28 protein-coding genes are annotated in these 26892 nt (G+C 71.5%); 12 read left to right on the top strand and 16 right to left on the bottom strand.

What is annotated here, in order from left to right; genetic code table 11:
* Nucleotides 1-13: 13 nt before the first annotated feature.
* The 6 genes from ABFJ78_RS28105 to ffh form a co-directional block, all read right to left on the bottom strand.
* Nucleotides 14-253 carry an RNA-binding protein gene (locus ABFJ78_RS28105; protein WP_003103110.1) on the bottom strand — a complete coding sequence of 80 codons (240 nt, stop codon included), beginning with the start codon at nt 251-253 and terminating at the stop codon, nt 14-16.
* A complete protein-coding gene (gene rpsP / locus ABFJ78_RS28100; protein ID WP_043780385.1) occupies nt 250-693 on the bottom strand; it encodes a 30S ribosomal protein S16 in 444 nt (147 codons plus the stop codon). Before rpsP ends, ABFJ78_RS28105 begins: the two co-directional genes overlap by 4 nt.
* A 159-nt stretch (nt 694-852) precedes the next feature.
* Nucleotides 853-1644: a CPBP family intramembrane glutamic endopeptidase gene (locus ABFJ78_RS28095; RefSeq protein WP_436389601.1), complete on the bottom strand. Its 792-nt coding sequence runs from the start codon at nt 1642-1644 to the stop codon at nt 853-855.
* 103 nt (nt 1645-1747) lie between these two features.
* Nucleotides 1748-2473: a CPBP family intramembrane glutamic endopeptidase gene (locus ABFJ78_RS28090; RefSeq protein ID WP_436389600.1), complete on the bottom strand. Its 726-nt coding sequence runs from the start codon at nt 2471-2473 to the stop codon at nt 1748-1750.
* 45 nt (nt 2474-2518) lie between these two features.
* Nucleotides 2519-3595 (bottom strand): amidohydrolase family protein, encoded by a 1077-nt coding sequence (locus ABFJ78_RS28085; protein WP_436389599.1) that lies wholly within the window; start codon nt 3593-3595, stop codon nt 2519-2521.
* The gene (ffh, locus tag ABFJ78_RS28080; RefSeq protein ID WP_436389598.1) at nt 3592-5130 is read right to left on the bottom strand and encodes a signal recognition particle protein; all 1539 of its coding nucleotides are present in this window, start codon (nt 5128-5130) and stop codon (nt 3592-3594) included. Before ffh ends, ABFJ78_RS28085 begins: the two co-directional genes overlap by 4 nt.
* Before the next feature lie 183 nt (nt 5131-5313).
* Between ffh and ABFJ78_RS28075 the strand changes: the two genes are divergently transcribed.
* Nucleotides 5314-7104, top strand: a complete 1791-nt coding sequence (locus ABFJ78_RS28075) for an ABC transporter ATP-binding protein (RefSeq protein WP_436389597.1) — start codon at nt 5314-5316, stop codon at nt 7102-7104.
* A 9-nt stretch (nt 7105-7113) separates the two neighbouring features.
* Nucleotides 7114-7581 carry a MarR family winged helix-turn-helix transcriptional regulator gene (locus tag ABFJ78_RS28070; RefSeq protein ID WP_436389596.1) on the top strand — a complete coding sequence of 156 codons (468 nt, stop codon included), beginning with the start codon at nt 7114-7116 and terminating at the stop codon, nt 7579-7581.
* A gap of 263 nt (nt 7582-7844) precedes the next feature.
* Here ABFJ78_RS28070 and ABFJ78_RS28065 read toward each other — a convergent pair whose 3' ends face one another.
* Together ABFJ78_RS28065 and ABFJ78_RS28060 are read right to left on the bottom strand one after the other, a co-directional pair.
* Entirely contained in the window at nt 7845-8717 is an 873-nt protein-coding gene (locus ABFJ78_RS28065; protein WP_436389595.1) for a Ku protein, read from the bottom strand.
* A 52-nt stretch (nt 8718-8769) separates the two neighbouring features.
* On the bottom strand, nt 8770-9129 hold the full coding sequence (locus tag ABFJ78_RS28060; protein WP_436389594.1) for a hypothetical protein: 360 nt from the start codon (nt 9127-9129) through the stop codon (nt 8770-8772).
* 121 nt (nt 9130-9250) lie between these two features.
* Here ABFJ78_RS28060 and ABFJ78_RS28055 point away from each other — a divergent pair, with 121 nt between their 5' ends.
* The 6 genes from ABFJ78_RS28055 (at nt 9251) to ABFJ78_RS28030 (ending at nt 15041) form a co-directional block, all read left to right on the top strand.
* Nucleotides 9251-9835 (top strand): TetR/AcrR family transcriptional regulator, encoded by a 585-nt coding sequence (locus ABFJ78_RS28055; protein WP_436389593.1) that lies wholly within the window; start codon nt 9251-9253, stop codon nt 9833-9835.
* Nucleotides 9836-9858: 23 nt separating this feature from the next.
* Nucleotides 9859-10611 carry a glucose 1-dehydrogenase gene (locus ABFJ78_RS28050; protein WP_436389592.1) on the top strand — a complete coding sequence of 251 codons (753 nt, stop codon included), beginning with the start codon at nt 9859-9861 and terminating at the stop codon, nt 10609-10611.
* 471 nt (nt 10612-11082) lie between these two features.
* Entirely contained in the window at nt 11083-12387 is a 1305-nt protein-coding gene (locus ABFJ78_RS28045) for a diguanylate cyclase (RefSeq protein ID WP_436389591.1), read from the top strand.
* A gap of 68 nt (nt 12388-12455) precedes the next feature.
* Nucleotides 12456-13058 carry a TetR/AcrR family transcriptional regulator gene (locus tag ABFJ78_RS28040; RefSeq protein WP_436389590.1) on the top strand — a complete coding sequence of 201 codons (603 nt, stop codon included), beginning with the start codon at nt 12456-12458 and terminating at the stop codon, nt 13056-13058.
* Nucleotides 13055-13717, top strand: a complete 663-nt coding sequence (locus ABFJ78_RS28035) for a VC0807 family protein (RefSeq protein ID WP_436389589.1) — start codon at nt 13055-13057, stop codon at nt 13715-13717. The genes ABFJ78_RS28040 and ABFJ78_RS28035 overlap by 4 nt, the downstream gene beginning before the upstream one ends.
* Nucleotides 13710-15041 (top strand): FAD-dependent oxidoreductase, encoded by a 1332-nt coding sequence (locus tag ABFJ78_RS28030; RefSeq protein ID WP_436389588.1) that lies wholly within the window; start codon nt 13710-13712, stop codon nt 15039-15041. The genes ABFJ78_RS28035 and ABFJ78_RS28030 overlap by 8 nt, the downstream gene beginning before the upstream one ends.
* A 200-nt stretch (nt 15042-15241) precedes the next feature.
* Here ABFJ78_RS28030 and ABFJ78_RS28025 read toward each other — a convergent pair whose 3' ends face one another.
* The 3 genes from ABFJ78_RS28025 to ABFJ78_RS28015 are packed head-to-tail and all read right to left on the bottom strand — an operon-like array spanning nt 15242 to nt 19282.
* Complete coding sequence (locus ABFJ78_RS28025) at nt 15242-17551, bottom strand: [protein-PII] uridylyltransferase (RefSeq protein WP_436389587.1); 2310 nt, start codon at nt 17549-17551, stop codon at nt 15242-15244.
* A gap of 10 nt (nt 17552-17561) precedes the next feature.
* Complete coding sequence (locus tag ABFJ78_RS28020; protein ID WP_086677886.1) at nt 17562-17900, bottom strand: P-II family nitrogen regulator; 339 nt, start codon at nt 17898-17900, stop codon at nt 17562-17564.
* The gene (locus tag ABFJ78_RS28015) at nt 17897-19282 is read right to left on the bottom strand and encodes an ammonium transporter (RefSeq protein ID WP_436389586.1); all 1386 of its coding nucleotides are present in this window, start codon (nt 19280-19282) and stop codon (nt 17897-17899) included. The genes ABFJ78_RS28020 and ABFJ78_RS28015 overlap by 4 nt, the downstream gene beginning before the upstream one ends.
* Before the next feature lie 173 nt (nt 19283-19455).
* On the opposite strand from ABFJ78_RS28015, the gene ABFJ78_RS28010 reads away from it, so the two are divergent.
* Together ABFJ78_RS28010 and ABFJ78_RS28005 are read left to right on the top strand one after the other, a co-directional pair.
* Entirely contained in the window at nt 19456-20307 is an 852-nt protein-coding gene (locus ABFJ78_RS28010; RefSeq protein WP_436389585.1) for a putative RNA methyltransferase, read from the top strand.
* A gap of 66 nt (nt 20308-20373) precedes the next feature.
* Entirely contained in the window at nt 20374-21054 is a 681-nt protein-coding gene (locus ABFJ78_RS28005; protein ID WP_436389584.1) for a (2Fe-2S)-binding protein, read from the top strand.
* A 25-nt stretch (nt 21055-21079) separates the two neighbouring features.
* Here ABFJ78_RS28005 and ABFJ78_RS28000 read toward each other — a convergent pair whose 3' ends face one another.
* From ABFJ78_RS28000 to ABFJ78_RS27980, 5 genes are all read right to left on the bottom strand, one after another.
* Nucleotides 21080-21937: a sigma-70 family RNA polymerase sigma factor gene (locus ABFJ78_RS28000; protein WP_436389583.1), complete on the bottom strand. Its 858-nt coding sequence runs from the start codon at nt 21935-21937 to the stop codon at nt 21080-21082.
* A gap of 109 nt (nt 21938-22046) precedes the next feature.
* Nucleotides 22047-22460, bottom strand: a complete 414-nt coding sequence (locus tag ABFJ78_RS27995; RefSeq protein ID WP_436389582.1) for a PPOX class F420-dependent oxidoreductase — start codon at nt 22458-22460, stop codon at nt 22047-22049.
* Nucleotides 22461-22522: 62 nt separating this feature from the next.
* Nucleotides 22523-22960 (bottom strand): VOC family protein, encoded by a 438-nt coding sequence (locus ABFJ78_RS27990; RefSeq protein WP_436389581.1) that lies wholly within the window; start codon nt 22958-22960, stop codon nt 22523-22525.
* Nucleotides 22957-24255, bottom strand: coding sequence for a serine hydrolase (locus ABFJ78_RS27985; protein ID WP_436389580.1), 1299 nt, complete (start codon nt 24253-24255; stop codon nt 22957-22959). Before ABFJ78_RS27985 ends, ABFJ78_RS27990 begins: the two co-directional genes overlap by 4 nt.
* 42 nt (nt 24256-24297) lie before the next feature.
* Complete coding sequence (locus tag ABFJ78_RS27980; protein WP_436389579.1) at nt 24298-24789, bottom strand: DUF3887 domain-containing protein; 492 nt, start codon at nt 24787-24789, stop codon at nt 24298-24300.
* Between the two features lie 317 nt (nt 24790-25106).
* Between ABFJ78_RS27980 and ABFJ78_RS27975 the strand changes: the two genes are divergently transcribed.
* Together ABFJ78_RS27975 and ABFJ78_RS27970 are read left to right on the top strand one after the other, a co-directional pair.
* The gene (locus tag ABFJ78_RS27975) at nt 25107-26393 is read left to right on the top strand and encodes an O-acetylhomoserine aminocarboxypropyltransferase/cysteine synthase family protein (protein WP_436389578.1); all 1287 of its coding nucleotides are present in this window, start codon (nt 25107-25109) and stop codon (nt 26391-26393) included.
* The gene (locus tag ABFJ78_RS27970) at nt 26390-26866 is read left to right on the top strand and encodes a CoA-binding protein (protein WP_364450542.1); all 477 of its coding nucleotides are present in this window, start codon (nt 26390-26392) and stop codon (nt 26864-26866) included. Before ABFJ78_RS27975 ends, ABFJ78_RS27970 begins: the two co-directional genes overlap by 4 nt.
* The last annotated feature ends 26 nt before the right edge of the window (nt 26867-26892 follow it).

The following is a 26892-nucleotide window of genomic DNA, read 5'->3' as shown; positions in this document are numbered from 1 at the left end:
GCTTCCGAAAGGCTCAGCGGTCGGTGTCGACGACGTCCACGCGGACGCCGCGGCCACCGATGCCACCCATGACGGTGCGCAGGGCGGTCGCGGTGCGCCCGCCCCGGCCGATCACCTTGCCGAGGTCGTCGGGGTGCACGTGCACCTCGAGCGTGCGGCCACGACGCGTGGTCAGCAGCTCGACCCGGACCTCGTCCGGGTTGTCGACGATCCCGCGCACCAGGTGCTCGAGGGAGTCCGCGAGGAAACTCACTCGGACTTCTCGCCCTCAGCGGCCTCCGCCTTCTCGGCCTCGGCCTTCTTCGGGGCGGACTTCTTCTTCGGCGTGGTGGCCTCGGTGGAGGGCTCCTCGCCGGCGGCGGCGAGCGCCGCGTTGAACAGGTCCTGCTTGGACGGCTTCGGCTCGGCCACCTTCAGGGTGCCCTCGGCGCCCGGCAGGCCCTTGAACTTCTGCCAGTCACCGGTGATCTCCAGCAGGCGCTGGACCGGCTCGGTCGGCTGCGCGCCGACACCCAGCCAGTACTGGGCGCGCTCGGAGACGACCTCGATCAGGCTCGGCTCTTCCTTCGGGTGGTACTTGCCGATCGTCTCGATGGCCTTGCCGTCCCGGCGGGTGCGCGCGTCGGCGACGATGATGCGGTAGTACGGCGCACGGATCTTGCCGAGGCGCTGCAGCTTGATCTTGACGGCCACGGGTGTGGGTTCTCCTCGAATCTCTCTGGTGCTGGGCTGGGCGCACGCGGGCCGAGTGGGGACACGGTCGCGGGCACCCGAAGGTCAGGAGCTTTCGCACGGTGAGAGGGTCCGGCGGAAGCAGGCAGTGAACCATTCTGCCAGACGGCGCCCGCGCACCTAGAAAGAGGCCACCCCGAGCGCCCCGAGCAGGATGGTCAGCGCCGGGAGGAAGTTGTTCACCTGGTGGGCGACGATGCTGGCCGGCAGCCGTCCGGTGACCAGCCGGGCCAGGCCGATCGGCACCGCGATGACCAGCAGCAACGTCGTTCGCAGCGGCTCGAGGTGGCTGGCGGCGAACACCGCCGTCGACAGCAGGAACGCGGCCACGCGGCCCCAGCGCTCGCTGCGCCACTGCAGTTGTTCGGCGGCGCCCCAGAGCAGGCCGCGGTAGATGATCTCCTCGCAGATCGGGCCGAGCAGCCAGAGGTAGACGAACATCACGATGGCCGCGGAGATCGACATCTTCCGGTCCTCGACCAGCGCGCTGATCGCCGACGTCGCGTTCGCGTTGCCGACCAGCTGCGTCCACAGATAAGCGCCGAGAGTCGTGAAGACGAGCCCGACGCAGCCGTAGCGGAACCCGGTGCGGACGTCGGCCCAGCGCCACTCCAGCCGCAGGTCGACGACGGGCCCGTTGCCGCGCAGGTAGGTGATCAGCACCGCGACACCGGCCGCGATCATCGTCGGCAGCATCGTGCCGAGCAGCACGACCCGGATCGGCAGCGGACCGGGGCCGGTGTCGCCGACCAGCACCGACACGAACGCCGCCGACGCCAGGAGCACGGCTTCGACAAGCAGGAAGGCCCCGAAGCCCCACCGGTGCCGCCGCGGAGGCTCGAGGAACGCGGCCGGCTCCTCGGGTTCCGGCAGCGCGTCGGAAGCCGGGTCCCGGGGCTGGGAAGTGGTCACGCCTGGCCCTCCGCGGTCGCTCGGCTCCTACGTCGAGCCTAGCGGCCGCAAAGTGATCGCACAGTATCCGTCCGACTACTGTCCACGATCTTCCCAACCAGGCTCAGTGCGCGACGAACAGCAGCACCGCGGGCGGCAGGTTGTTGGCCGCGTGCGCGATCACCCCGGCGCTCACCCGGCCGGACAGGTGCCGGGCCAGCCCGATGGCCATGCCCTGGCCGATGAGCGCGATCGTGCGCGTCGGCTCGCCGTGCAGCTGGGCGAACACCACCGAGGTGAGCAGGAGCACCACCCACGGCGGGACCCGGTGGAACGCCAGCGCGTTCCACAGCGTGCCGCGGACCAGCAGCTCTTCGGTGATCGGCGCGCCGGCGATGACGATCACCGCGGCGAGCACCAGCCAGACGGTGTCGCCGTCGAAGGTGTCGGCGAGGTCGGTCAGCGGGCTGTCGGAGACGTCGTCGGCGCCGTAGACGGCGATCAGCACGAGGTTGAGCCCGTAGCCGACGACCAGCGCGAGCGCGCCGCAGGCGAGGCCGATCCGGACGTCGCGCCAGGTCGGCTTCAGCCCGAAGTCGGCGCGCAGGCCCTCGCCCCAGCGCCACGAGCCCACCGCCGGGCCGAGGCCGAGCAGCAGGTTGGGCACGAACGCCAGGAGCAGCAGCGGGCCGATGTCGTGCAGTTCGAGGGGGTCGAACTCGCCGACGTTGCGGTTGACCGCCGCGGCGATGACGAGGTTGATCAGGTAGTAGCCGGCGATCCCCGCGAAGAACGCCACGAAACACCAGTGCGCCCCCAGCACGCGCCGTGCGCCGTCGTCGTCCGTCACAGGTCCAACGCTAAAGTGCCGACCCCGCAAGGAAAACGGCGGGGGTCACGCGTACACGACGCCGCCGAGCACGATGTGCTCCGGGTGCCGCAGGACGCCCAGGTCCTCGCGGGGATCGCTCCCGTAGACGAGCAGGTCGGCGGGTGCGCCGTCGGCGATGCCGGGGTGGCCGAGCCAGTCGCGGGCGGCCCACGACGCGCTCGCGAGGGCCGCCTCGCGGGTCATGCCCGCGCGGTGCAGCGCCTCGATCTCGTCGACGAGCCTGCCGTGCTCGACCATGCCGCCGGCGTCGCTGCCCGCGAAGACGCGTACGCCCGCTTCGATCGCCGTGGCGACCATCTCGCCGACGCCCGCGTGCAGCGCCCGCATGTGACCGGCGTACGCCGGGTACTTGCCGGCCTTGTCCGCGATGCCCGGGAAGTTCTCGATGTTGATCAGGGTCGGGACCAGCGCGACGTCGTTGCGCGCCAGCTCCGCGAGCTGGTCGCCGCTCAGGCCGGTGCCGTGTTCGAGGCAGTCGATGCCCGACGCGATCAGGCCGGGCAGCGCGGCTTCGCCGAACACGTGCGCGGTGACGCGGGCGCCGTTCTCGTGCGCCACTTTGACGGCCTCGGCCAGGACGTCGTCCGGCCAGAGCGGCGCGAGGTCGCCCACGCCGCGGTCGATCCAGTCGCCGACGAGCTTGACCCAGCCGTCGCCGTCCCGCGCCTGCCCGGCCACCGCGTCCGGCAGCTGCGAGGCGTCTTCCAGCTCGATGCCGAGCCCGGGGATGTAGCGCCTGGCCAGCGCCAGGTGCTGCCCGGCGCGGATGATCGTCGGCAGGTCGGCGCGCCGCTGCAGCGGCCGGACGTCGATCGGGAGCCCGCAGTCGCGGATCAGCAGCGTCCCCGCGTTCCGGTCCACGATCGCTTGCGACGTCGCCTCGTCGAGCGAGACGGGCCCGCCGACGCCGATGCCGGGGTGGCAGTGCGCGTCGACCAGGCCCGGCACGAGGAAGACGTCCCGGCCCAGCGTCTCGGCGTCCGGCACCGGCTCGAACGAGATCCGGCCACCGGTGATCCAGAGGTCCCGGGACTCGCCGCCGGGCAGGACCACCCCGGCGGCGTGCAGCGCCGTGCTCAATTGTCCTTCGGGTTCTTCGGCAGCTTGAACTTCGACGGGTCGAAGCCCGGAACGTCGTTCATGCCGCCCAGCTGCGAGAGGTCGGGCATCCCGCCCGGCATCGGCCCGCCCGGGGGCAGCATCGGCATGCCGCCGGGGAAGCCGCCGCGGACCTTGGGCTGCGTCGGGCCGCGGCCCTTCTTGCCCTTCTTGCCCTTGCGGGACTTGGAGCCGCCGCCCCCGCCGCCGAAGCCGAACCGGCCGGCCATCTGGGCCATCATCTTGCGGGCCTCGAAGAACCGGTTGACCAGGTCGTTGACCTCGCGGACCGTGACGCCCGAGCCGTTCGCGATGCGCAGCCGCCGGGAGCCGTTGATCATCTTCGGGTCTTCGCGCTCGGCCGGGGTCATGCCGCGGATGATCGCCTGCAGCCGGTCCAGGTGCTTGTCGTCGACCTGGGCCAGCTGGTCCTTCATCTGGCCGGCCCCGGGGAGCATGCCGAGCAGGTTGCCGATCGGGCCCATCTTGCGGACCGCGAGCATCTGCTCGAGGAAGTCCTCCAGGGTGAGCTGGCCGCTGGAGAGCTTCTCCGCGGCCTTCTCGGCCTGCTTCTGGTCGAAGGCCTGCTCGGCCTGCTCGATCAGGGTGAGCACGTCGCCCATGCCGAGGATCCGCGACGCCATCCGGTCCGGGTGGAAGGTGTCGAAGTCCTCGAGCTTCTCGCCGTTGGAGGCGAAGAGGATCGGCTGGCCGGTGATCTCCCGGACGCTCAGCGCGGCACCACCGCGGGCGTCGCCGTCGAGCTTGGTGAGCACGACGCCGCTGAAGCCGACGCCGTCCTGGAACGCCTGGGCCGTGGTCACGGCGTCCTGGCCGATCATCGCGTCGACGACGAACAGGACCTCGTCCGGCTCGACGGCGTCACGGATGTCCGCGGCCTGCTTCATCAGCTCTTCGTCGACACCCAGGCGGCCCGCGGTGTCGACCACGACGACGTCGTGCTGCGCGTGTTTGGCCTCGGCGATGGCGCGGCGGGCGACGTCGACCGGGTCGCCGACGCCGTTGCCCGGCTCGGGCGCGAACGTGACGACGCCGGCGCGCTCGCCGACGACCTGCAGCTGCGTGACGGCGTTCGGGCGCTGGAGGTCACAGGCGACCAGCATCGGCGCGTGGCCCTGCTTCTTCAGCCACAGCGCGAGCTTGCCCGCGAGCGTCGTCTTACCGGCGCCCTGCAGACCCGCGAGCATGATCACGGTCGGCGGGTTCTTGGCCAGGTTCAGCCGGCGCGTCTCGCCGCCGAGGATCCCGACGAGCTCCTCGTTGACGATCTTGACGACCTGCTGCGCGGGGTTGAGCGCCTGGGAGACCTCGGTCCCCTTCGCCCGTTCCTTGATCCTCGCGATGAAGGTCTTGACCACGCCGAGGGCGACGTCGGCCTCCAGCAGCGCGATGCGGATCTCGCGCGCGGTGGCGTCGATGTCGGCGTCGGACAGCCTGCCCTTGCGCGTGAGCGTCTGCAGGGCGGCGGTGAGCCGATCGGAGAGGGTGTCGAACACGGGTGTGCACGCTCCAGCTGGGTCGATGGTGGCGCGCCGGACGAGGCCGGCCTTCCCGAGGGTAGTCGCTCCAGGTCCTCGGCCTCACGGGTACGCGTACGTAGTACATGTATGCGTAATACCTCAGCACTCTGTTCGGGAAAACGGCTGGAAAGCTGTGCGCGAATCAGTAAACATAGGCGTATGACCTCTGCGACCAGAGCCCGTCCGTCGCTCGCCGAGCCCACCACCGACACCGACGAGCCGGTCCCCCTCCGGCGGATCGCCGGCCTGTTCCGCGTGCACCGCGGCCCCCTCGCCGCGCTGTTCGCGCTGATCGTCGTGCAGGCCGGGCTCGGCGTCACTTCGCCGTTCCTGCTGCGCGAGATCCTCGACGACGCCCTCCCGCACCGCGACACGCTGCTGCTGAGCCTCCTGGCGGGCGGGATGATCGCCTGCGCGGTCGGCAGCGCCTCACTGGGCGTGGCGACCACCGGGCTGTCCAACACGATCGGGCAGCGCGTGATGAACGAACTGCGCGTGGCGGTCTACGGCCACCTGCAGCGGATGTCGCTGGGCTTCTTCACCCGGACGAAGAGCGGCGAAGTGCTCTCGCGGGTGTTCAACGACATCGGCGGCGTCGACAACGTCATCACCACGACCGCCGGGTCGATGGTGCAGAACGCGACCACGACGATCGCCATCACGGTGGCGCTCATCCTGCTCGACTGGCAGCTCGCAGCCCTCTCGCTGATCGTCGTTCCGCTGTTCCTGCTGTTCACCCTCCGGCTGGGCAAGAAACGGCGGACGCTGGCCCGCGGGCGGACCCGCCGGATGGCCCGGCTGACGACGATGGTCGAGGAGTCCCTCTCGGTCACCGGCGTGCTGCTCGCCAAGACCATGGGCAACGAGCGGGCGATGCGCGAGCGGTTCGGCGCCGAGTCGCGGGAGATCGCGTCGCTCGAACGCGCGGCGGCGCTGGCCGGGCGCTGGCAGATCGCGTCGCGGGCGATGAGCCTGACCGTCATCCCGGCGCTGGTCTACTGGATCGCCGGGCTGGCGCTGGCGGGCGGGGCGTCCCCGATCTCGCTCGGCACGGTCGTGGCGTTCACCAGCATGCTCAACCGGCTGGTCGCCCCGGCCAGCGCGATGCAGACCATCGGGCAGAACGTGGCGACGTCGAAGGCGCTGTTCGGGCGCATCTTCGAGGTCCTCGACCTGCCGGTGGAGATCGGCGACAAGCCCGGCGCCGGCACCCTGGAGGTGCGCCGCGGTGATGTCGCCATGCGCGGGGTGTCGTTCCGCTACGACGAAGACGGCCCGCTGACCCTGCAGGACATCGACCTCGACGTCCCGGCCGGGACCACGACGGCGCTCGTCGGCTCGACCGGCTCCGGCAAGACGACGCTCGCCTACCTGGTGGCGCGGCTGTACGAGGTGAGCGACGGGACGGTGACGATCGACGGCACCGACGTCCGCGACGTCACCCTGGCCTCGCTCGCCGCCGGCGTCGGGATGGTGTCGCAGGAGACGTACCTGTTCCACGACACCGTGCGGGAGAACCTGCGCTTCGCGAAGCCGGACGCGACCGACGAGGAGATCGAGGCCGCGGCGAAGGCCGCGCACATCCACGACACCCTGGCCGGGCTGCCCGACGGGTACGACACCGTCGTCGGCCAGCGCGGCTACCGCTTCTCCGGCGGCGAGAAGCAGCGGATGGCGATCGCACGGATCCTGCTGCGCAACCCGCCGGTGCTCATCCTCGACGAGGCGACCAGCGCGCTCGACACCCGCACGGAACGCTCGGTGCAGGCCGAGCTCGACCGGCTCGCCGCGGGCCGCACGACGCTGACGATCGCGCACCGGCTGTCCACTGTGGAGCACGCCGACCAGATCGTGGTGCTGCACGAGGGCCGGATCGTCGAACGCGGGACGCACGACGAGCTGCTGGCGCGCGACGGGCGTTATGCCCGGCTGGTCCGGGGAACCGCCTAATCTGGGGCCATGCAGCCCGAACCCGACGTCGCACCGCCGGTCAGCGCGGATCCCGAGCTGGCCGACCTGGCCCGCCGGGTCCGCGAAGGCGTCGGGCGGCTGAATTGGCGGATGCGCGCGGAACGCGACCCCAGCGGCCCGGGCCCGGCGGTGCTCGCGGTGCTGAGCAGGCTCTACCGGGCGGGCACGCACACGCCGACCGAGCTGGCCGAAGCGGAACGGCTGCAGCCGCAGTCGCTGACGCGGATCCTCGCGTGGGTGACCGAACGCGAGCTGGTGACGCGCGCGCCGGACCCGCAGGACGGACGCCGGTCGCTGGTCAGCATCACCCCGGCCGGCCTGGCGGTGCTGCGCGAGTACAGCATCCGCCGGGAGCGCTGGCTGGCCGGCGCGATCGAAGCGACGCTCTCGCCGACCGAACGGCAGCTGCTGAGCCTGGCCTCGGAACTGATGCTCCGGGTCGCGGACGCCGGATAGCCGCCGCGGAGACCCCTCGATCCCTCCACGGCGGCGATCCGGCGTTCGCGCCGCCTCCCCGCGGTGCGATGCGAGTCCCGGAACGGGCCGCTCCTCCGTCGGCCCGCCCCGGAACCCTGGTCCCCGGACGGCTCACCTCCCCAGGGGCCGTCCGGTTCTCCCCCCTGCCGGCGGTCCGGTACCCGCTGGCAGGACGAAGTCTGCCGCGCCGGGGTACCCGGCCAGCAGTGGGAGAACCCTCAATTACCCGTGGGTAGTAATACTCAAGACGTCTTCGTGCGGTTGCGCGTCGCCGCTCGCTTCGCCGTCGTACGCGCCTTCGCCGCCCTCGACGCGGCAGCTTTCGCCTTCGCCACGGCCGCGTTGCGCGCGTCCTCGGCTTCGGACGCCGTCTCCTGCAGGGCCGCCAGCAGTCGCGTGACGCCCTCCGCCTGCTCGGCCGCCGTCGGCTGGACGACCTCCGCGCCGTCGATCTTCGCCTGGACCAACGCCTGGAAGGCCTCGCGGTAACGGTCGGGGTAGCGGCCGGGGTCGAACTCGCCGGTCAGCTCCTCGACGAGGTTCACCGCGCGCCGGAGTTCCCCCGGCCGGATGTCGACGTCGGCGTGGCGGAACGGGAAGTCGGGCGCGCGGACCTCGTCCGGCCACCGCATCGTCTCCAGCACGATCACCTGGTCGCGCACGCGCAGCGCGCCGAGGGTCTCGCGACGGCGCAGCGCCACGGTGACCAGCGCGAGCCGCAAGGACTGCTGCAGGGCCTCGCTGAACAGCACGTACGGCTTCGTGCCCGCCGGCTCCGGCTCCAGGTAGTAGCTCTTCGCGAACCAGATGGGGTCGACGTCGGTGACCGGCGCGAACCCGCGGATCGCGATCGTGCGGCCGGGCATCGGCAGCGACGCGAGCTCGTGGTCCGACAGCAGCACGACGTCACCGCCCGGGACGGCGTACCCGCGGACCATCTGCTCGGGCGGCACTTCGGCGCCGTCGACCTCGCAGACGCGCTTCACCCGGACGCGGCCGCCGTCGGCCTCGTGGACCTGGTGCAGCGGGAGCTCTCGGTCCTCCGTCGCGCTGTACGCCTTCACCGGAATGGCGTAGCTGCCGAACCCGATCGTGCCCGTCCAGACTGCGCGCATGCGAGCCACCTCCGCAGCTCCAGGCTAGGCAAGCGACCTCGCGCGCCGACAGCTACAAACGGGTGTCAGGCGCGACGGATTCGCTCACACATTCGAACGACGGCGTGACCTCGTCGAGCGCTTCGGCCGAACAGCGGGCCGCGATGGCGGCCGCGCGGAGCACCTCGGTGACGACTTCCACGTCCAGCGGCGGGGCCGCGGCAAGTGCGTCGGTCCCGCCTTCGACGCGGGCGGCGAGGCCGGCGAGCGCGTGGGAGATGGCTTCCTGGCCGGCGATCAGGTGGGCGACGACGTCGGTGAGCTCGCCGGTCGTGGCGCCCGGGCCGCCGCAGCGGAGGCTCGCGGCGAGTTCCTCGGCGCAGGAGCGCAGGTGGGTGGCGACGACCGTCGGCGGCAGCGTCACGTCGTGCATCACTCACCCCCTCGGACCGGTCAGAGCAGCCATGGTGCCACCGCACCCGCTGTCATCGAGGGCGACACACCGCCGGACGCTTATTTGACCGATCGTTCTCGAAAGAAGTAGGGTTCCGGGCATGTCCCGGGTCAAGGAGTTCGACGTCGACGAGACCTGCGACGCCGCGCTCGCGCTCTTCCGGCGGCAGGGCTACGAAGCGACGTCGGTCAGCGACCTCGTCACACACCTCGGGGTGGCGAAGGCGAGCCTGTACGCCACCTTCGGCACGAAGCACGACTTCTACGTGACGGCGTTGAAGCGGTACGCCGAGCGGACCGACTCCCGGGTCGTGGCCGAGCTGTCGGGACCGGGTTCGGGGGTGGCCGCGGTGCGCCGGCTTTTCGACGGCTACCGCGCCGAAATCCTCGGCGACGAGACCCGGATGGGCTGCTTCGTCGTCAACGCGGCGATCGAGCTGCTCCCCCACGACCCCGAGGTCGCGCGGCTGGTGGAGCGCAGCTGGGACACCCTCGAGGTCGCCCTCACCATGGCGCTGGAACGCGCTCGATCCCAGGGCGAACTGCCGGACGACAGCGACCCGGCGACGCTCGCGCGGTTCCTGCTCACCGTGCTCCAAGGACTGCGTGTCCTGGGCAAGAGCGCGGACGCGACGAGCCGGCTGGACGCGGCCATCTCGCAGGCGATGCGGCTTATTCAAGACTGATCGGACCAGAAAGAAGGCACACGATGGGGGCACGGTTCGCGGGCAAGGTCGTCCTGGTGACGGGCGGCAGCTCGGGCATCGGACGGGACACCGCGCGGGCATTCGCGGCGGAGGGCGCGACGGTGGTCGTCGCGGGCCGGGACGAGCAGCGGCTCGCCGCCACCGTGAAGGAGATCGGCGGGGACGCGAGCGCGGTGACCGTCGACGTCACCGAGTCGGGGGACGTGGCGCGGATGGTCGAGACGGTCGTCGCGCGGCACGGCGGGTTGGACGTGGCGGTCAACAACGCGGGCATCCTCGGGTCGCCGGCGCCGGCCGCCGACCTCGACGAGGACGGCTTCGGCGCGGTGCTGGCCACGAACGTCACGGGGACCTGGCTGTGCGTGAAGCACGAGGTCGCGCACATGCGGGCGCACGGCGGCGGCGCGATCGTCAACATCGCGTCGAACATCGGCGCGCACGGCAGGCTGCCGAACATGGCGGCCTACGCGGCGTCGAAGGCCGCGGTGAGCGCGCTGACCCGTACGGCGGCGCGCGACCACATCGCCGATGGCGTCCGCATCAACGCGGTCAGCCCGGGCGCGACCGACACGGACATGTCGCGGCGCCCCGGCGAGACGGACGCCGATCGCGCCGAACGGCTCAAGGGCGCGATCCCGCTGGGCCGGGTGGGAGCCACCGCCGAGGTGGCCGCCGCGGTGCTGTGGCTGGCTTCGGACGAAGCGGCCTTCACCGTGGGGCACGACCTGGTGGTCGACGGCGGCGCGACCGCCTGAGCGGCCCCACCCGGGTCCGCGGCTCCTTCAGGACTCACGGTTGCGCATGGTGACGATCCCCTCTCGTGCGGGACGGACTGGGTGGCGGCGGGCTCAGGACTCGCGGTTGCGCACGGCAGGCTCCTTCCGGACGTACGGACGGTGGTCATGCGGGCTCAGGACTCGCGGTTGCGCACGGGGCTCTCCTCTCGCGCGTAGCGGCAGGACGGCTGCTCTCAGGACTCGCGGTTGCGCACGGCAGTTCTCCTCTCGGGCGGCGGGACGGGGGTGGCGGCTCAGGACTCGCGGTTGCGCATGACGTCCTCCTTCCGGCGTCGCGCGGACATCGGCCGGGGCGTCAGGACTCGCGGTTGCGCATGGCGGCCTCCCTTCGCTGCTCCGAACGTGTGGCAATCGTCGATCAGGATCGCCCGATGTGGTGAAGTGGACGCGGATCGTCGAATCACCCAGGGGAGTTGCACCGCCTTGAGTATGGACGGCGCCCGTCCGGCCGAACCCCGAGCGGGCCGGATCCGAGGGGCGCTGAACCCTGCTCACTGGACCCTCTGGCGGCAGCGCGGGTCGCTGATCTTCTACTGCTTCCTCGTCGAGTCCGTCGCTCTCGTGGCCACCGTCTGGACCGCCGTCGTGGTGCCCGCGCACGGGTGGGATCTGGTCGTCTTCGCCGTCCTCGCGATCCTCGGCGTGCTGCAGGCCGAGCTGGGCCGCAAGATCGAGCGCGTCCGCCGTTTGGTGTCCGACACCCCGCACATCAACCTGACGTCGGTCTGGACGTTCGCCGGCGTGCTGCTCCTGCCGCCCGCGCTCGTCACGGCGCTGATCGCCGTCCTGTACGCGCACCTGGCGACGCGCAGCCTCGCGCGGATGAAGCGCGTCCCGCCGTTCCGGACGACGCTGAACGCGACGCTGGTCGTCGTCACCTGCTACTCGGCCGAGCTCGTCCTGAGCCGCCTCGGCGTGCCGGACATGTACACGGCGCTGACGGCGGGCTGGCGCGGCGTCACGGCCATCGCGCTGGCCGCGGTGACGTACTTCCTGGTCGCGGCGATCACGATCCTCCCGGCGCTGACGATCACCCAGCGCTCGGTCAAGGCGTTCTTCGGCGGCCTCGGCGACAACCTCCTCGAGATCGCGACGCTCTGCCTGGGGCTGCTCACGGCGCTGACGCTGGCGACGCTGCCGGCGCTCGCCCTCGCGATCGTGCCGCCGCTGCTGGTGCTGCACCGGGCGGTGCTGATCAAGCAGCTGGAGATCGCGGCGACGACCGACGAGAAGACGGGCCTGTTCAACACGACCGGGTGGCACCTGCTCGCGTCGCGCGAACTGGCCCGCGCCCAGCGGAGCACGCGCAGCACGTTCGGCGTGCTGATGATCGACCTCGACTACTTCAAGCTGATCAACGACGAGCACGGGCACCTCGCGGGCGACACCGTGCTGCGCGCGGTCGCGGCGACGATCAAGAGCGCCGTCCGCGACTACGACTCGGTCGGCCGCTTCGGCGGCGAGGAGTTCGTCGTCCTGCTGCCGGACATCGGGCCCGCGGCGGTGCTCGCGGTGGCCGAGCGCATCCGCTCGGCGATCGAGTCCCTGCGGGTCGAGTACGAGGACGGCAGCCACATCCGCGCGATCGGCGGCCTGTCCGCCTCCATCGGCGTCGCGACCTACCCGGACGGCGGCACGGCCGTCGACCGGCTGCTGCAGGCCGCGGACAAGGCGCTCTACCGGGCCAAGGACGCGGGCCGCAACCAGGTCGTCGACGGCACCGCAACCGCCTGATCCACCTCTCGTCACCGGCTCTGACCAGGCGACTTGTCGGATTTGCTCGACTGAGCTAAATTTTGCTCATGCGAGCAAGAACGTTCACCGAGTCCGGCCGGCGGGCCCAGATCGTGCGGGCGGCGATCGAAGTGATCGCAGAAGCCGGCTACCTCAAGGCGTCGTTCAGCCGGATCGCGAAGCACGCCGGGCTGTCGAGCACCGGCATGATCAGCTACCACTTCGCGGGCAAGGAAGACCTGCTCAAGGCGTGCGTCACCGAGATCGAGGAGATCACCGGGGCGTTCATGCAGCCGCGCATCGACGCCGCCGTCGGGCACGTCGCGCAGCTGCGCGCCTTCGTCGAATCGAACGTCGAACTCGTCGGCGAGCACCCGGCCGAGATCCGCGCGCTGATCGACCTGGTGAAGAACGCCGGCTCGCAGAGCGCCGGCGTCAACGGACGGCTCGCCCTGTTCGAGGAGCACTTCCGCACCGGGCAGGCGGCGGGCGCGTTCGGTCCGTTCGACGCCCGGACCACGGCGCTCGCCCTGACCGCCGGGCTCGACGCCGTCGTCGCCACCGCGGCGGCGAACGTGCCCGAACCCGCCGAGCTCGCGCGCATCGGCCGCGACCTCGCCGACCTGTACGTGCGGGCGACCGCACCCGAATCCGCTGGGGGATCCGCATGATGATCGAGCAGAAGACCGAACCCGACGCCGGCCTGCGCCGGCTCGTCCGCGCCAACGTGCGGAACGTCGTGTTCGAAGTGGTCGTGCCGATGGCGCTGTTCTACGGCCTGCGGGCCGCGGGCGTGAGCCAGTGGTGGGCGCTGATGGCGGGCGTCCTGGTGGCCGCGCCGTACGTGCTGTGGACCATCGCCCGCAACCGCAAGATCGACCTCGTCGCCCTGGTCACGCTGAGCGTGCTGGTGCTGTCGGTCGTCCTCGGCCTGCTGTCCGACGACCCGCGCACGCTGGTGATCCGCGAGGGCTGGACAGCGGCGCTGGGTGGCCTGTTCGGCGCGTGGATGCTGGTGACGGTCTTCATCGGCCGGCCGGCGCAGCTGACGCTCGGCCGCACGATCGCCGAGGTCAAGCGCGGCGCGGAGGGGGCGGACGCGTGGGCGGGCCGGTGGGACACCGACGCCCGGTTCCGGCGCGGCCTGCGGATCGACACCGCCGCGTGGGGCGCGGTGCTGCTGGGCAGCGCGGTGGTGCACATCGTGCTCGTCTACACGCTGCCGATCGACCTCATTTCCCTGGTCACCAACGTGACGTGGTTCGGCGCGCTGGCCGTGCTGATCGCCTGGCACGTCTGGTACCTCCGCAAGGAGAACCTCGATGCCTGACGTCGTGGTCGCGGGCGCCGGTCCGACCGGCCTGCTGACCGCGTTCGAGCTGGAGCGCGCCGGCGTCGACGTCCTGGTCGTGGAGCGGGACGCCCAGCCCACCACGCAGTCGAAGGCCCTCGGCCTGCAGCCCCGGTCGGTCGAGGTGCTGGCCGACCGCGGCCTGCTCGCCGCGATCGAGCCGCACGTGCAGGCGAAGCTGCCCGCCGGGCACTTCTCGGGCGTCCCGATCGACTACACCGACCTGCCGACGTGCTTCCCGTACCAGCTCGGCGTGGAACAGGCCCACGTCACGGCGGCGATCGAGGCGCGGCTGCGGACGCCGGTGCTGCGCGACGCGGCCGTCACGGCCGTGGCGCAGGACGACGACGGCGTCACGGTCACCGCGGGCGGCCGCGAGTACCGCGCCGGCTGGGTGGTCGCCGCCGACGGCGGGCACAGCACGGTCCGGACGCTGCTGGGCGCGGCGTTCCCCGGCCGTCCGGCGCGGATCTCGCTGGTCGTCGCGGACATCACCCTGGCCGCCAAACCCGCCGGCGTGGCCGAGGACTGGACCCTGCCGTCGTCGGGGTCGGGATACCTGCTGCCGCTGCCCGGCGGCCGCTACCGCACGATCGTCTACGGCGAGGAGCAGCAACGGCTGGGCCGCGACACCCCGGTCACGGCGGACGAGGTGCAGCGCGCGCTGACCGCGGCGCACGGGCCGGAGATCCGCGTCGGCGAGGTGCTGTGGGCGTCGCGCTTCGGTGACGCGTCCCGTCAGCTGGAGCAGTACCGCCACGGCCGGGTGCTGTTCGCGGGCGACGCCGCGCACGTCCACCTCCCGGTCGGCGGCCAGGGCCTGAACCTGGGCCTGCAGGACGCGGTGAACCTGGGCTGGAAGCTGGCCGCGACGGTGCAGGGCACGGCGCCCGCCGGGCTGCTCGACAGCTACCACGACGAGCGCCACCCGATCGCGGCGCGCGTGCTGGTCAGCACGAGGGCCCAGGCGGTCCTCGGCGTACCCGACCCGGACGCGGCGGCGGTCCGGCAGGTCGTCACGGAGCTGCTGGCCGTCCCCGAGGCGCGGCGCGCGGTCGCCGCGGAGCTGTCGGGCATCGGCGTGACGTACCCGGGGATCACCGGCCGCGCGACCGATGTCCCGGCGAGCGCGGACGGCCGCGCGGTGCTGGTGGGCGCGGCCGTGCCGGCGGGGTGGGCCGGACGGGTCGAGGGCCGAGAGGGGGCGGCACCTCGGCTCGTCCGGCCGGACGGGTACATCGCGTGGAACGGCGGACCAGGCCTGGACGACGCGCTCCGCCGCTGGCTCGGCGCGCCGGCGTAAGGGCCGCTCAGCGCGGGTTGGCTCGCCCCCGGCGGCACGCCCGGGCCGGAGACCGAGGCCCGCTCCGAGGACCGCCGGAGCGGGCGCCGCCGCGGGTCGCCTCACTCGCGGCGGTGCCCGGCTTCCGCTCGCCCCGTCTCGAGCCGCCAAGCCGGAGGCACACCGCAGGCCGGCTGCGCGGCTTCCCCGCCGCAGCCGGGTCAGGAAGCCGCGGTCAAGATCGCCTGCTCCACCTCGCGCCGCCAGCCCGGCTCGATGCGGCCGCTCCTGGGCGTCACCGCGAACGAGTCCACCACCGCGCCGCCCAGCGTCGAGACCTTCGCCCACCGCACTTCCGCGTCACACCGGCGCAGCGCCCCCGCGACCCGGAACAGCAGGCCGATCCGGTCGGCGGCGCGCAGTTCGAGGACCACCGTGTCGGGGCCGCTCGTCTCGTCGTCGAACCAGAGGACCTTCGGCGCGACCGGAGCCGGCGAGCCGTAGTCACGTTCTTTCGCCGCCAGGCGCTGGGTGAGCGGGAGCGTTCCGGCGACCGCGCGGGCGAACTGCTCGCGCAGCAGCGTCGCGTCCGGCAGCGACCCGAACTTCGGCGATGCCGTGAACACCCCGGCGCGACCGCCGTCGTGCCCGCGCAGGACCGCGGAGTGCACCTCCATCGAGTTCAGCGCGAGCACGCCGGCCGCCGGTGCCAGGAGCTCCGCCCGGGCCGGCACGGCCAGCAGGACCGTGACGACCTTGCCGTGCGCGCTGATCCGGATCTCACCGTTGCCCGAAGCGACGGCCTGCTTGACGAGCTCGCGTTGTTCGTCGTCCATCGGTTCGGGTGCGGTGAACCCTTTGCCGCGCAACACTTCCTCGCAGCCGGTGACGAGCTCGGCGAGCAGCCGTGCCTTCCAGTCCGTCCAGACGCCCGGGCCGGTGGCCAGCGAGTCGGCCTGGGTGAGCGCGTGCAGCAGCTCGACCAGGACGATGTCGCCGTCCAGGGTCTTCACCACCCGCGCGACCGTCTCCGGCTCGCTGATGTCGCGGCGCGTCGCGGTGTGCGGCAGCAGGAGGTGGTGGCGGACCATCGCCGACACCGTCGCCGCGTCCGCCGTGCTCAGCCCCAGCCGCGTCGCGACCTGGGCGGAGATCTTGGCGCCGAGCTCGGAGTGGTCGGCGTCGCGACCCTTGCCGATGTCGTGCAGCAGCGCGCCGATCAGCAGCAGGTCCGGCCGCGACACCGTGGTGGTCAGCTTCGCCGCCTCGACGCAGGTGCGGACGAGGTGCCGGTCGACCGTCCACTGGTGCACCGGCGACCGCGGCGGGAGGTCGCGGACCGCGCCCCATTCGGGGAACAGCCGGGCCCACAGGCCGGTCCGGTCGAGCGACTCGACCGCGTCGACCAGGCCCTCCCCCGCGCCGAGCAGTTCGACCAGGGCGTTCAGCGCGTCGGACGGCCACGGCGCCCGCAGCTCGGGTGCCGATTCCGCGAGCGCCTTGAGCGTGCCGAGCGCGATCGGCTTGCCCGTGCGCGCCGACGCGGCGGCGACCCGCAGCAGCAGCGCGGGATCCTTCGCCGGGACGGCGTCACGGGCCAGCGAGACCTCGTTTCCGTGCAGCACCACGCCTTCGGCGAGGGGCGTGCGCGACGGACGTCGTCCGAACCGCGGCTTCGGCGGCTCCACAGTGGACCGGAGCGCGACATCGAGTGCGTACGCGATCGTGCGGCCGGCCCCGGACAGCTTGCGTGCCAACGTGAACCGGTCGCCGAAACCGAGTTCGGCGGCGACCAGCTCGGCCTCCGGCGCGGACAGGACGTCCCGTTCGCGCCGGATCTCCCGCCGCAGCTCGGTGCGGACGTCGAGCAGGAGTCCCTTGGCTTCCAGGAGTTCGTCGCCGGGCCGCGCGGTGAGCTGCGCCGCGGCCAGTGCTTCCAGGACGGCGAAGTCCCGCAGCCCGCCCCGCCCGTGCTTGAGATCGGGTTCGGCGGACTGCGCGATCTCGCCGCTGCGGCTCCAGCGCTGCCGGACCGACGCCGTCATGTCCGGGATCTGCTTGCGCGCGGTGCGGCGCCACTGCTCGCGCGCCGCGGAAACCAGGCGGCCGGCCAGCTCGGCGTCCCCGGCGAGGTGCCGGGCGTCGAGCAGGCCCATGGCCACCCGAAGGTCCTCCGAAGCGACCTTCAGTGCTTCGCCGGGTGTGCGGACCGAGTGGTCCAGCCCGACTTTCGCGTCCCACAAGGGATACCAGAGCGCGTCCGCGATCTCGCCGACGCCGCTGTTGCCGTTGTGCACCAGCAGCAGGTCGAGATCGGAGAACGGCACCAGCTCCCGGCGGCCGAGCCCGCCCACGGCGACCAGCGCGACACCCGGTTCCGCGGTGTCGACGCCGGCCGCCGAGGCTCCCCTGCTCAGCCAGAACTCGTAGAGGTCGACCAGGGCCGCCCGCAAAGCGGACGCCCCCAGCCGGCCGTGCCTGCCCTCGAGCAAACGCTCGGTGGCCTTGACCAGTTCGCCCCCGTCGGCCATCCCGGACGCCCTAGAGAGCGTCCGTGCCGCGCTCGCCGGTCCGTACGCGGATCACCGTCTCGACCGGGGTCACCCACACCTTGCCGTCACCGATCTTGCCGGTGTGCGCGGCCGTGGTGATGGCCTCCAGGACCTTCTCCACGTTGGTGTCGTCGGTGACGACTTCGATCTTCAGCTTGGCCACGAAGTCCACCGAGTACTCCGCGCCGCGGTAGACCTCGGTGTGGCCCTTCTGCCGGCCGTAGCCCTGGACCTCGCTGACCGTCATGCCCAGCACGCCCAGCTGCTCCAGCGCGGAGCGGACGTCGTCGAGCGTGAACGGCTTGACAATCGCCGTGATGAGCTTCATGCCTTGCTCTCCTCGAGTTTCGCGGCCGGGGTGGACTTGACCGGGATGGTGTTCGGGTGGCCGAGGCCACCGCCCGTCCCGGTGAAGTCGTAGGCGCTCTCCGCGTGCTGGGCTTCGTCGATGCCGCTGACCTCGTCCTCGGTGCTGACGCGGAAGCCGCCGGCCTTCTTGATCACGAAGCCGATGATGAAGGACAGCACGAAGGAGTACGCGAGCACCGCACCGGCGGCCGCCGCCTGGCGACCCAGCTGGGTGAACCCGCCGCCGTAGAAGAGGCCGTCCGCACCGAGCGCGTTGACGCTGGTGGTGCCGAAGAAGCCGATCAGCAGCGTGCCGACGATGCCGCCGACCAGGTGGACGCCCACGACGTCGAGCGAGTCGTCGAAGCCGAACTTGAACTTGAGCGAGATGGCCAGCGCGCAGACCGCACCGGCGATGAGGCCGATCGCGATGGCGCCGAGCGGGCTCACGAAACCACACGCCGGGGTGATGGCGACGAGGCCGGCGACCGCGCCGGAAGCCGCGCCGAGGGTGGTCGGCTTGCCGAACTTGAGCTGCTCGACCAGCAGCCAGCCGAGAACGGCCGCGGCGGTCGCGACGGTGGTGTTGGTGAACGCGACGGCGGCGAGGTCGTTGGCGGCCAGCGCCGAACCCGCGTTGAAGCCGTACCAGCCGAACCACAGCAGGGACGCGCCGAGCAGCACGAACGGGACGTTGTGCGGCCGGCCGGTGTCCTTCGGCCAGCCCTTGCGCTTGCCGAGCACGATCGCCAGGGCGAGACCCGCGGCACCGGCGTTGATGTGGACCGCGGTTCCACCGGCGAAGTCGAGTGCCTTGAGGTTGTTCGCGATCCAGCCGCCGACGGAGTTTTCGCCGATGAAGCCGTTGAACGAGAACACCCAGTGCGCGACCGGGAAGTACACGACCGTCACCCAGATGACGACGAACAGCGTCCAGCCCCAGAACTTCGCGCGGTCGGCGATGGCACCGGAGATCAGCGCGGGCGTGATGATCGCGAACATCAGCTGGAACATGACGAACGCGAGCACCGGCAGCGCGTCGGTACCGGGCCAGGCCACGGCGGGCGCCGAGTCGGTGGCGGCCACCGCGAAGCCGGCGAGCTTCCCGAAGGTGTTCTCCAAGCCGGCGAAGTGGAAGTTACCGAGCAACCCACCGAAGGCGTCGTCGCCGAACGACATCGAGAAGCCGTACAGCGCCCACAGCACCCCCACCACGGCCAGCGCGATGAAGTTCATCATCAGCATGTTCAAGACGCTCTTCGCGCGGACCATACCGCCGTAGAAGAAGGCCAATCCCGGTGTCATGAGCATGACCAGCGCGGCGCTGGCCAATACCCATGCGGTGTCTCCTGCGTTCAGCACATCGTCCTCCCGTGCCCTGGGTCTGTGCGATGGCAGTTTTGGCGCGCGGTGTTTCACGGGGCGGCGCGAGAGGTTTCGCCTGCGTGAACTGTCCGCGCCCGGTTGTTACGGCCAGGTTTCCCGGGAGGTGTGCTGGAGTGTCCGGTTGCTTTACGTCGTGGTCGAATATCCCCATGACCCCAGCCGACCACGGGAATGACCCACTGCCACCCCGGGTCGTCGAGGCGTTGCGCTGTTCGGTGTGCGCATCGCCGCTGAAGGGTGTCGAACGCACGCTGCGTTGCTCATCGGGCCACTCTTTCGATCTAGCCCGCCAGGGGTACGTCAACCTGTTGCACGCGCGAATCCCGGCCGGAACGGCGGACACCGCCCCGATGGTCGCGGCCCGCGCGGGCTTCCTCGCCTCCGGTGCCTACCGCCCACTGGCCGACGAGCTGGCCCGGGTGTGCGCGGAGGCCGAAGACCTGGTGATCGACGCGGGCGCCGGAACGGGCTACTACCTGGCGCACGTCCTGGAGACGGCTCCGGCCGCGTTCGGTCTCGCTCTGGACGTCTCCGCGGTGGCGTTGCGCCGCGCGGCCCGCGCGCACCCGAGGCTGGGCGCGGCGGTGTGGAACCTGTGGGAGCCGTGGCCGGTGGGCGACGAGGTGGCGTCGGCGGTGCTGAACGTCTTCGCGCCCCGCAACGGGCCGGAGTTCCACCGCGTCCTGCGTCCCGGCGGGCTGCTGACGGTCGCCGCCCCGGCTCCCGACCACCTCCGCGAGCTGGGCGACCTGGTGCTGTCGGTGGACGAGCGCAAGGAGGAGCGTCTGGACGGCACCCTCGGCGAGTACTTCGCCCGCACCGGCCGCACGGAGGTCCGCCGGACGACGGAGCTGAGCCCGCAGCAGGTCCGCCAGGCGGTGGAGATGGGCCCGACGGCCTTCCACCTCGATCGCGGCGACCGCCGGTCCCGCCTCGACGCGTTGAGCGGGCCCCAGGCCGTGACGGTGTCCTTCACGGTCTCCACCTACCGGCGGCTGTGAGGTTCCCGACGGTGCCCCGGTCTTCGCGACGCCGTCCGGCCGCCGCCGTCTGGAAGGCTGGGTGCCGTGAAGCCCGACTGGACCGCGCCCGCGACCCTGCTCGCGGACGCGGAGTGGGTCCGCGCCCGCATCGGCGGGGCGGCCAAGCTCTACGGCTGCGCTGCGCCCGAGGTGCTCGGCACGATCTGGTGGTACTCGCTCTCCTCGGTGCTCGTGGCGCCTGCCGTGGAGAGCCTGGCCGCGGCGGCCGCCCGGGCCCCGGCGGCCTCTTTCGGACTTCCCGGCCGTTCCGCGCCGCTTGTGCTGGCCGACCCCTCCCTGGACGCCATGGAGATCGACCTCCTCGCCGACGGCCGGTTCCTCGGCGCCCGGTCGACCCGTCCCCTCGCCGGCGGGCTGTCCGAGCTGGGTGCCGCGTTCGGCGAGGCCCTCGGGACCGCCATCGCGACGATCGCCGATGTCACCGGAGCCCGCGCGCGTGCCCTCGGTGCCATCACCACCGACTCGATCGGCAACCGGCTGCTCTGGACGTCCGATCCCGAACGCGCGATGACCCTGGCCGAGCCGCTCGTCGCCGCGATCGGCCTGGACCTGCCGAAGCCCCGCTTCGTGCGCGTCGGCCGGACACCCGCCGTGCGCCGGGCCTCGTGCTGCCTGATCTACGAGGTCGGCAACCCGAAGTGCGTGAGCTGCCCGCGCCAGACACCGGCCGAGCGCGACGCGCGCCTTCGCGCCGCCCTGGGCTGACCCAGGGCGGTCCGGCTGCCCCAGGTCAGTCGAGGACGGCCAGCTCCAGCCCGCGCAGCCGCTCCGGGTCGGCGATGACCTCGATGCCGGCGATCCGGTCGCCGTCGACCCGGAACGCCAGGACGACCGACAGCCGTCCCCCGGGCATCCAGAGCAGCCCCGGCGAGCCGTCCACGAGGGCCAGCTCGCTGGAACGGGCCCGTTCGGAGGCCAGCACCGCGCCCTTGCGCACGTTTTCGACGCCGCGCAGCACGACCGGCACCGGGCTCGGGCCGACGAACCGGTCGGCGTGCAGCACCACGTCCGGAGCAAGGAGCGCGAGCAGCGCTTCGAAGTCGCCACTCCGGGACGCCGCCAGGAACGCCTCGACGACCTTCCGCCGCCGCGGCAGGTCCGCGTCCACGGCGGAGCCGCCCCTGACCCGCCGCCGCGCCCGGCTCGCCAGCTGACGGGCCGCCGCCGGCGTCCTGTCGATCATCGGCGCGATCTCGTCGAACGGCACGGCGAACATGTCGTGCAGCACGAACGCGACCCGTTCGGCCGGCGCCAGAGCGTCGAGCACGACCAGCAGCGCCAGCCCGACCGTGTCGGCCAGCTCCGCCTCCTGCTCGGGGTCCCGGCGGTCCTCGCCCTGCTCGGGCCGGCCGTCCAAGGGCTCCTCGCGGTGGTTGCGCCGCGTCCGCAACATCGACAGGCACACCCGCGCGACGACGGTCGTCAGCCACGCGCCGACGTTCTCGACCTCACCCAGGTCGGTTCGGTCGAACCGCAGCCAGGCCTCCTGGACGGCGTCGTCGGCCTCGCTCGCCGAACCGAGCATCCGGTAGGCGACCGCGCGCAGCCGCGGCCGCTCCTGCTCGAACCGTTCGGTCAGCGTGTCCACCGTGTCCGTTCCTTCCGCCGCAGTCGTAGCAGTAGACCCCGCGGCGACGGCCGATGTGACCGGAACGTGCAGACGTCGTGCGTGACCTGGGTCATCCGGCCCGGATCACCTACCCATGAACCACCCTCCTCGGCTCGTACCACGTCTCGCCCACGGGCTCCCCCGCCATGTTCCAGCTCCACGAGATCCGAGGGGTGATCCGCGTGTACAGGCCCGGCCCCACCAACCCGGTCCGTTCCACGGGATCGTCCGCCTCGCCGTACACGCGGATCGCCCGGGCGATGAACGGCTGCAGTGACACGAGGTCGTCCACCACCAAGGCGACTTTCCGCCGGCCGGCACCGATGTTCCGGAATTTGCGGGTGGCCGCCACGGCCGCACCGGTCCCGCCGACCCAGAAGTGCTCGCCGTCGAACTCGAACGCGAGCGGGACGACGTCCGGCTGCTCACCGGCGCCGAGCGTGGCCACGCGGGCGAGTGGCTGCGAACGCAGGTAGCCGATCTCTTCGTCGGTGAACGTCATCGAGCACTCCTTACTGTCCGGATTCACCCTCTACACGAACGCACCGCCTCCGGATCGACAGCTCAGAGCACGCAGAACTCGTTGCCCTCCGGATCCGCCATCACGACGTGGTCCGGACGACCGTCCAGTACGTCTTCGCGCACGACGGTCGCCCCCGCCGCGGTGAGGCGGGCGACTGCTTCGACGACCCGCTCCCACCGCGTCTCCCACGGAACGTCGCGGCCGCCGCCGGCCTGGACGTCCAGGTGCACACGGTTCTTGGCGACCTTTTCCTCGGGCACCCTGAGGAAGCTCAAGCTCGGCAGTACGCCTTCCGGATCGCTCAGGTAGGCGCCGTCGCCCCACTCCTCCTCGGGCACGCCCTGGTGCGTGAACCAGTCTTCCCAGGTGGCGAACCCGGCGGGTGGCGGCCGCTCGATGTAGCCGAGGGCCACCGCCCAAAACCTCGCCAGGGCGCGGGGTTCCGCGCAGTCGATCGTCAGGCTCCACCGCACCGTCACGGACGAAGCGTAGCCGCGAGAAGCGCCACCGCTCCCTTCGCGACGGCGATTCCTCGTGCCGCGACGTGGCTTTCGTTCAGTGGCGTGACCGGGTCCGACACCATGACGCTGGTGACCAGTGAGCGGCCGTCCGCCGTGCGCGCCAGGTAGTTCAACGTCAGCACGCCGGGTTCACTGCCGCCCTTGAACCAGACTTCGGGGAACTTCGCCCGGTCGAGTCCGAGGCCACCGTCGTTCAGCGACAGCGCGTGCCCGATCTCCGGCTGGTTCTCCTTCCGCAGCCCGGAGAACGCCCGGCAGATGTCGTCCGGCGAACCGAACCACTCGATGTCGTCGATCTTCTCGGGTGCCTGCCAGCCCTGCAGACCGGTGAGCGGAAGCCGTTCGAGCCCGGCGACCGCCGCGGGACGGGCCCAGCGTGGCAGCGCCAGGTAGGCGTCGGCGCGAGCCGGGTACTGGGTGGCTTTGAGCTCGAACATCGCTTTCGTGCTGAGGAACGGGATGTTCGCCGACGGCCGCTGGTTGCCGAACGCGGTGAGCTGCCGCTGCACGGCGTCCCGCCCCAGCCGGTGGATCAAGTGGTCGGTCGCGGTGTTGTCGCTGATCGAGATCATCTTGTCGGCGTAGGCGGACAACGGGAGCCGCGTGCCCGCCGGTTCGTTCTGCAGCACTCCGGACGGCAGGCTCTTCCAGTCGTCGCGGATCGCTAGCTGCTCGGTCCAGGACGCCCGGTGCTCGGCGACCGCCTTGCCGAGCGCGCCCAGGACGTAGAGCTTGAACGCCGACCCCAGCGGCCGTTGCACGTCGTCGCGGACGCCGTGCACGTCCCGGCAGCGCCCGTCCGGCAGGATTTCCGACGCGCCGAACGACACCCGGCCGCCGAGCGCAGCCAGCTGCGCGTCGACCTCCGGCCACGAAGCCGGGACCGGGTCGTCCGGTTTCGCCGTGAGGCCGTCGATCAGTCCGGCCTGGTCCACGTGCAGGCCGAGCAGGTAGTCGTCGACGGTTCCGTGGACCTCCGCTTCCACGTGGTCCGGCCCCTCGGTGAAGATCCGTTTCACCTGCAGCGGGCCCAGCCCGCCGAGCGCGCCGTTGACACCCGCCGTACCGCCCACCGCGTCCAGCAGGACCTGGGCGACGTGGGCGCGGACCTCGGCGTCCGATACCGGAACGCGCCCGGTCGCGTCGACCACCCATTCGAGCTGCTGCGCAGCCGTGGGCACCTCGGCGGCTTGGGCGGCCGGTGCCACGAGTGCCGCCAAGACCGCGACCACAGCCGCTATCGCCGTCTTCATCTCTCCCCCTGTGCTTCCATGGTTCCCCCTTTTGATCACCGGCTACTCTTCGGGCGGCCGGATCCACAACCCGGCCACTCGGCCGTCTTCCCGGTAGGTCACCTGCACGGTCCGCTCGCCGGCCTCGAAGGCCAGCGGCATGTGGACGACCGTGTGGTCGCCCATGGACCGCGCATACGGTTCCCCCGTTCGCTCGTACCGCCCGACCGACCCGGCCACCTGGGCCCAGGCGAGCTTCAGCTCGTCCTCGCCGACCGCGTCGCGCATGCGGTCGTCGAAGTCCCGGCGGACCTCGTGCCACCGGCAGCCGACGAGCTCCGCCACGAGCCCTTCGGCGCGGTGGATCACGTCCGGTGGTTTCAAGTCGGTCATGGACGCTCCCGTCGTCGGATCGACCGGCCGGCCGAACCGCTGGAAAGCGGCCTGCCGGCTCGTGCCGAGCAGGTCGCCGATCTCCTGCCACGTGTGCCCGGCCGTCCTGGCCTCGTCCACCGCGTCCCGCAGGGTTTCTTCCGCGTCGCGAAGCTTCCGCAACGCGTCGCGAACCGAACCCAACGGCCCGTGTGCCGGCGCGCTGTCAAGAATGTATTGACGATCGGGATGTGTCAAGTCCGTCTTTACGTACTCCCGCTGTCGGCGAGCAGCACTTCGGCACGTGGCATCACAGTACTGGCGTTTTCGCCCGGATCCTTCGCGAGATGGCAGCGGCTTGCCGCAGGCGGCGCATTTCATGCTTTCGAGTGTAGCGCACGGAATTCCGAATCGTGCTACCGTCGACAGCACGAAATGACCTCGCCCACCACCTGGGAGGCGTGGCCATCCGAAGGGGAGGACGGTTACGGTGAGAACCGATGAGTGAACGCACCTGGGGCTTCCGGACCCGCGCACTGCACGCGGGCGGCACCCCCGATCCGGCGACCGGCGCGCGGGCCGTGCCGATCTACCAGACCACGAGCTTCGTTTTCGAAGACGCCGCCGACGCGGCGAACCTCTTCGCGCTGCAGAAGTACGGCAATATCTACAGCCGCATCGGCAACCCGACCGTGGCCGCGTTCGAAGAGCGGATCGCCAGCCTCGAAGGCGCCATCGGCGGCGTGGCGACCGCGAGCGGGCAGGCCGCGGAGTTCCTCACCTTCAGCGCGCTGACCGAAGCGGGCGACCACATCGTTTCGGCGAGCGGGCTCTACGGCGGTACGGTCACCCAGCTCACCGGCACGCTGCGGCGGTTCGGCGTGGAGACGACGTTCGTCAGCGGCGGCATCGACGACTACGCGGCCGCGATCACCGACCGGACCCGGCTGCTCTACACCGAGGTGATCGGCAACCCCGGCGGCGGCATCGCCGACATCGCGGCGCTGGCGGATCTCGCGCACTCGCACGACGTCCCGCTCGTGGTGGACGCGACGCTGGCGACGCCGTACCTGTGCCGCCCGATCGAACACGGCGCCGACATCGTGCTGCACTCGGCGACGAAGTTCCTCGGCGGGCACGGGACGACACTCGGCGGAATCGTCGTCGAGTCCGGGAAGTTCGACTGGGGCAACGGGAAGTTCCCGCGGATGACCGAGACCGTCGAAAGCTACGGGGGCCTCAGGTATTGGGAGAACTTCGGCGAGTACGCGTTCTGCACCCGGCTGCGCGCCGAGCAGCTGCGGGACATCGGCGCGGTCCTGTCGCCGCACTCGGCTTTCCTGCTGTTGCAAGGAGTCGAGACGCTCCCACAGCGGATGGACGCGCACGTCGCCAATGCCCAGGCGGTCGCCGAGTACCTCCAAGCAGATCCACGGGTGGCCTGGGTGTCGTACGCCGGGCTGCCCTCCCATCCCCAGCACGACCTGGCGAAGAAGTACCTGCCCGCCGGGCCGGGCGCGGTGTTCTCGTTCGGCATCGACGGCGGCCGGGCGGCGGGTGAGAAGTTCGTCGAATCGGTGGAGCTGCTGTCGCACCTGGCGAACGTCGGGGACGCGCGGACGCTGGTGATCCACCCGGCGTCGACCACGCACGCACAGCTGTCGGAGGATCAACTCTCAGCCGCGGGCGTCGGCCCCGACCTGATCCGGCTGTCGATCGGGCTGGAGGACGTCGACGACATCCTCTGGGACCTCGACCAGGCGCTGGACAAGGCGGTGGCCGGATGACGTACGCGGTGGGCGCCGTCGAACGGCGGGCGATCCTCAACCGGACGAAGTCGGTGACACTGGTGGGCGCGTCCGCCAATCCGGCGCGGCCGAGCTACTTCGTCGCGACGTATCTGCTCTCGTCGACGCGGTACGAGGTCAACTTCGTCAACCCGCGACTGGACACGCTGTTCGGCAAACCGGTGTACGCCTCACTCAAGGACGTACCGGGTGAACCGGACTTGGTCAGCGTCTTCCGGAAGCACGACGACCTGCCCCAGGTGGCCGAAGAGGTGATCGACGCCGGCGCACGGACGTTGTGGCTGCAACTGGGGCTGTGGCACGAGCCGGTGGCCGACCGGGCGCGGGAGGCCGGGCTGGACGTCGTGATGAACCGGTGCGTGAAGATCGAACACGCGCGCTTCGCGGGCGGGCTCCACCTGGCCGGGTTCAACACCGGCGTGATCAGCTCACGGAGGCAGTCGGCACCGTAGGGAAGAGAACGCACGTTCCCGCTGTT

Source organism: Amycolatopsis sp. MEPSY49 (assembly GCF_051337345.1).
Taxonomy (GTDB): Bacteria; Actinomycetota; Actinomycetes; order Mycobacteriales; family Pseudonocardiaceae; genus Amycolatopsis.
Note: the sequence above shows the minus strand (reverse complement) of the source record. Positions and strands in the feature narration are given on the sequence as shown.

Coding starts and splice junctions, on each gene's coding strand:
- ABFJ78_RS28025 (WP_436389587.1), bottom strand. CDS start 17,551: ATGGCCGACGGGGGCGAACTGGTCAAGGCCACCGAGCGTTTGCTCGAG.
- ABFJ78_RS28075 (WP_436389597.1), top strand. CDS start 5,314: ATGACCTCTGCGACCAGAGCCCGTCCGTCGCTCGCCGAGCCCACCACC.
- ABFJ78_RS28065 (WP_436389595.1), bottom strand. CDS start 8,717: ATGCGCGCAGTCTGGACGGGCACGATCGGGTTCGGCAGCTACGCCATT.
- ABFJ78_RS27995 (WP_436389582.1), bottom strand. CDS start 22,460: ATGACGTTCACCGACGAAGAGATCGGCTACCTGCGTTCGCAGCCACTC.
- ABFJ78_RS28030 (WP_436389588.1), top strand. CDS start 13,710: ATGCCTGACGTCGTGGTCGCGGGCGCCGGTCCGACCGGCCTGCTGACC.
- ABFJ78_RS27975 (WP_436389578.1), top strand. CDS start 25,107: ATGAGTGAACGCACCTGGGGCTTCCGGACCCGCGCACTGCACGCGGGC.
- ABFJ78_RS28070 (WP_436389596.1), top strand. CDS start 7,114: ATGCAGCCCGAACCCGACGTCGCACCGCCGGTCAGCGCGGATCCCGAG.
- ABFJ78_RS28055 (WP_436389593.1), top strand. CDS start 9,251: ATGTCCCGGGTCAAGGAGTTCGACGTCGACGAGACCTGCGACGCCGCG.
- ABFJ78_RS27970 (WP_364450542.1), top strand. CDS start 26,390: ATGACGTACGCGGTGGGCGCCGTCGAACGGCGGGCGATCCTCAACCGG.
- ABFJ78_RS28010 (WP_436389585.1), top strand. CDS start 19,456: ATGACCCCAGCCGACCACGGGAATGACCCACTGCCACCCCGGGTCGTC.
- ABFJ78_RS28040 (WP_436389590.1), top strand. CDS start 12,456: ATGCGAGCAAGAACGTTCACCGAGTCCGGCCGGCGGGCCCAGATCGTG.
- ABFJ78_RS28020 (WP_086677886.1), bottom strand. CDS start 17,900: ATGAAGCTCATCACGGCGATTGTCAAGCCGTTCACGCTCGACGACGTC.
- ABFJ78_RS28035 (WP_436389589.1), top strand. CDS start 13,055: ATGATGATCGAGCAGAAGACCGAACCCGACGCCGGCCTGCGCCGGCTC.
- ABFJ78_RS28060 (WP_436389594.1), bottom strand. CDS start 9,129: ATGCACGACGTGACGCTGCCGCCGACGGTCGTCGCCACCCACCTGCGC.
- ABFJ78_RS28050 (WP_436389592.1), top strand. CDS start 9,859: ATGGGGGCACGGTTCGCGGGCAAGGTCGTCCTGGTGACGGGCGGCAGC.
- ABFJ78_RS27985 (WP_436389580.1), bottom strand. CDS start 24,255: ATGAAGACGGCGATAGCGGCTGTGGTCGCGGTCTTGGCGGCACTCGTG.
- ABFJ78_RS28045 (WP_436389591.1), top strand. CDS start 11,083: ATGGACGGCGCCCGTCCGGCCGAACCCCGAGCGGGCCGGATCCGAGGG.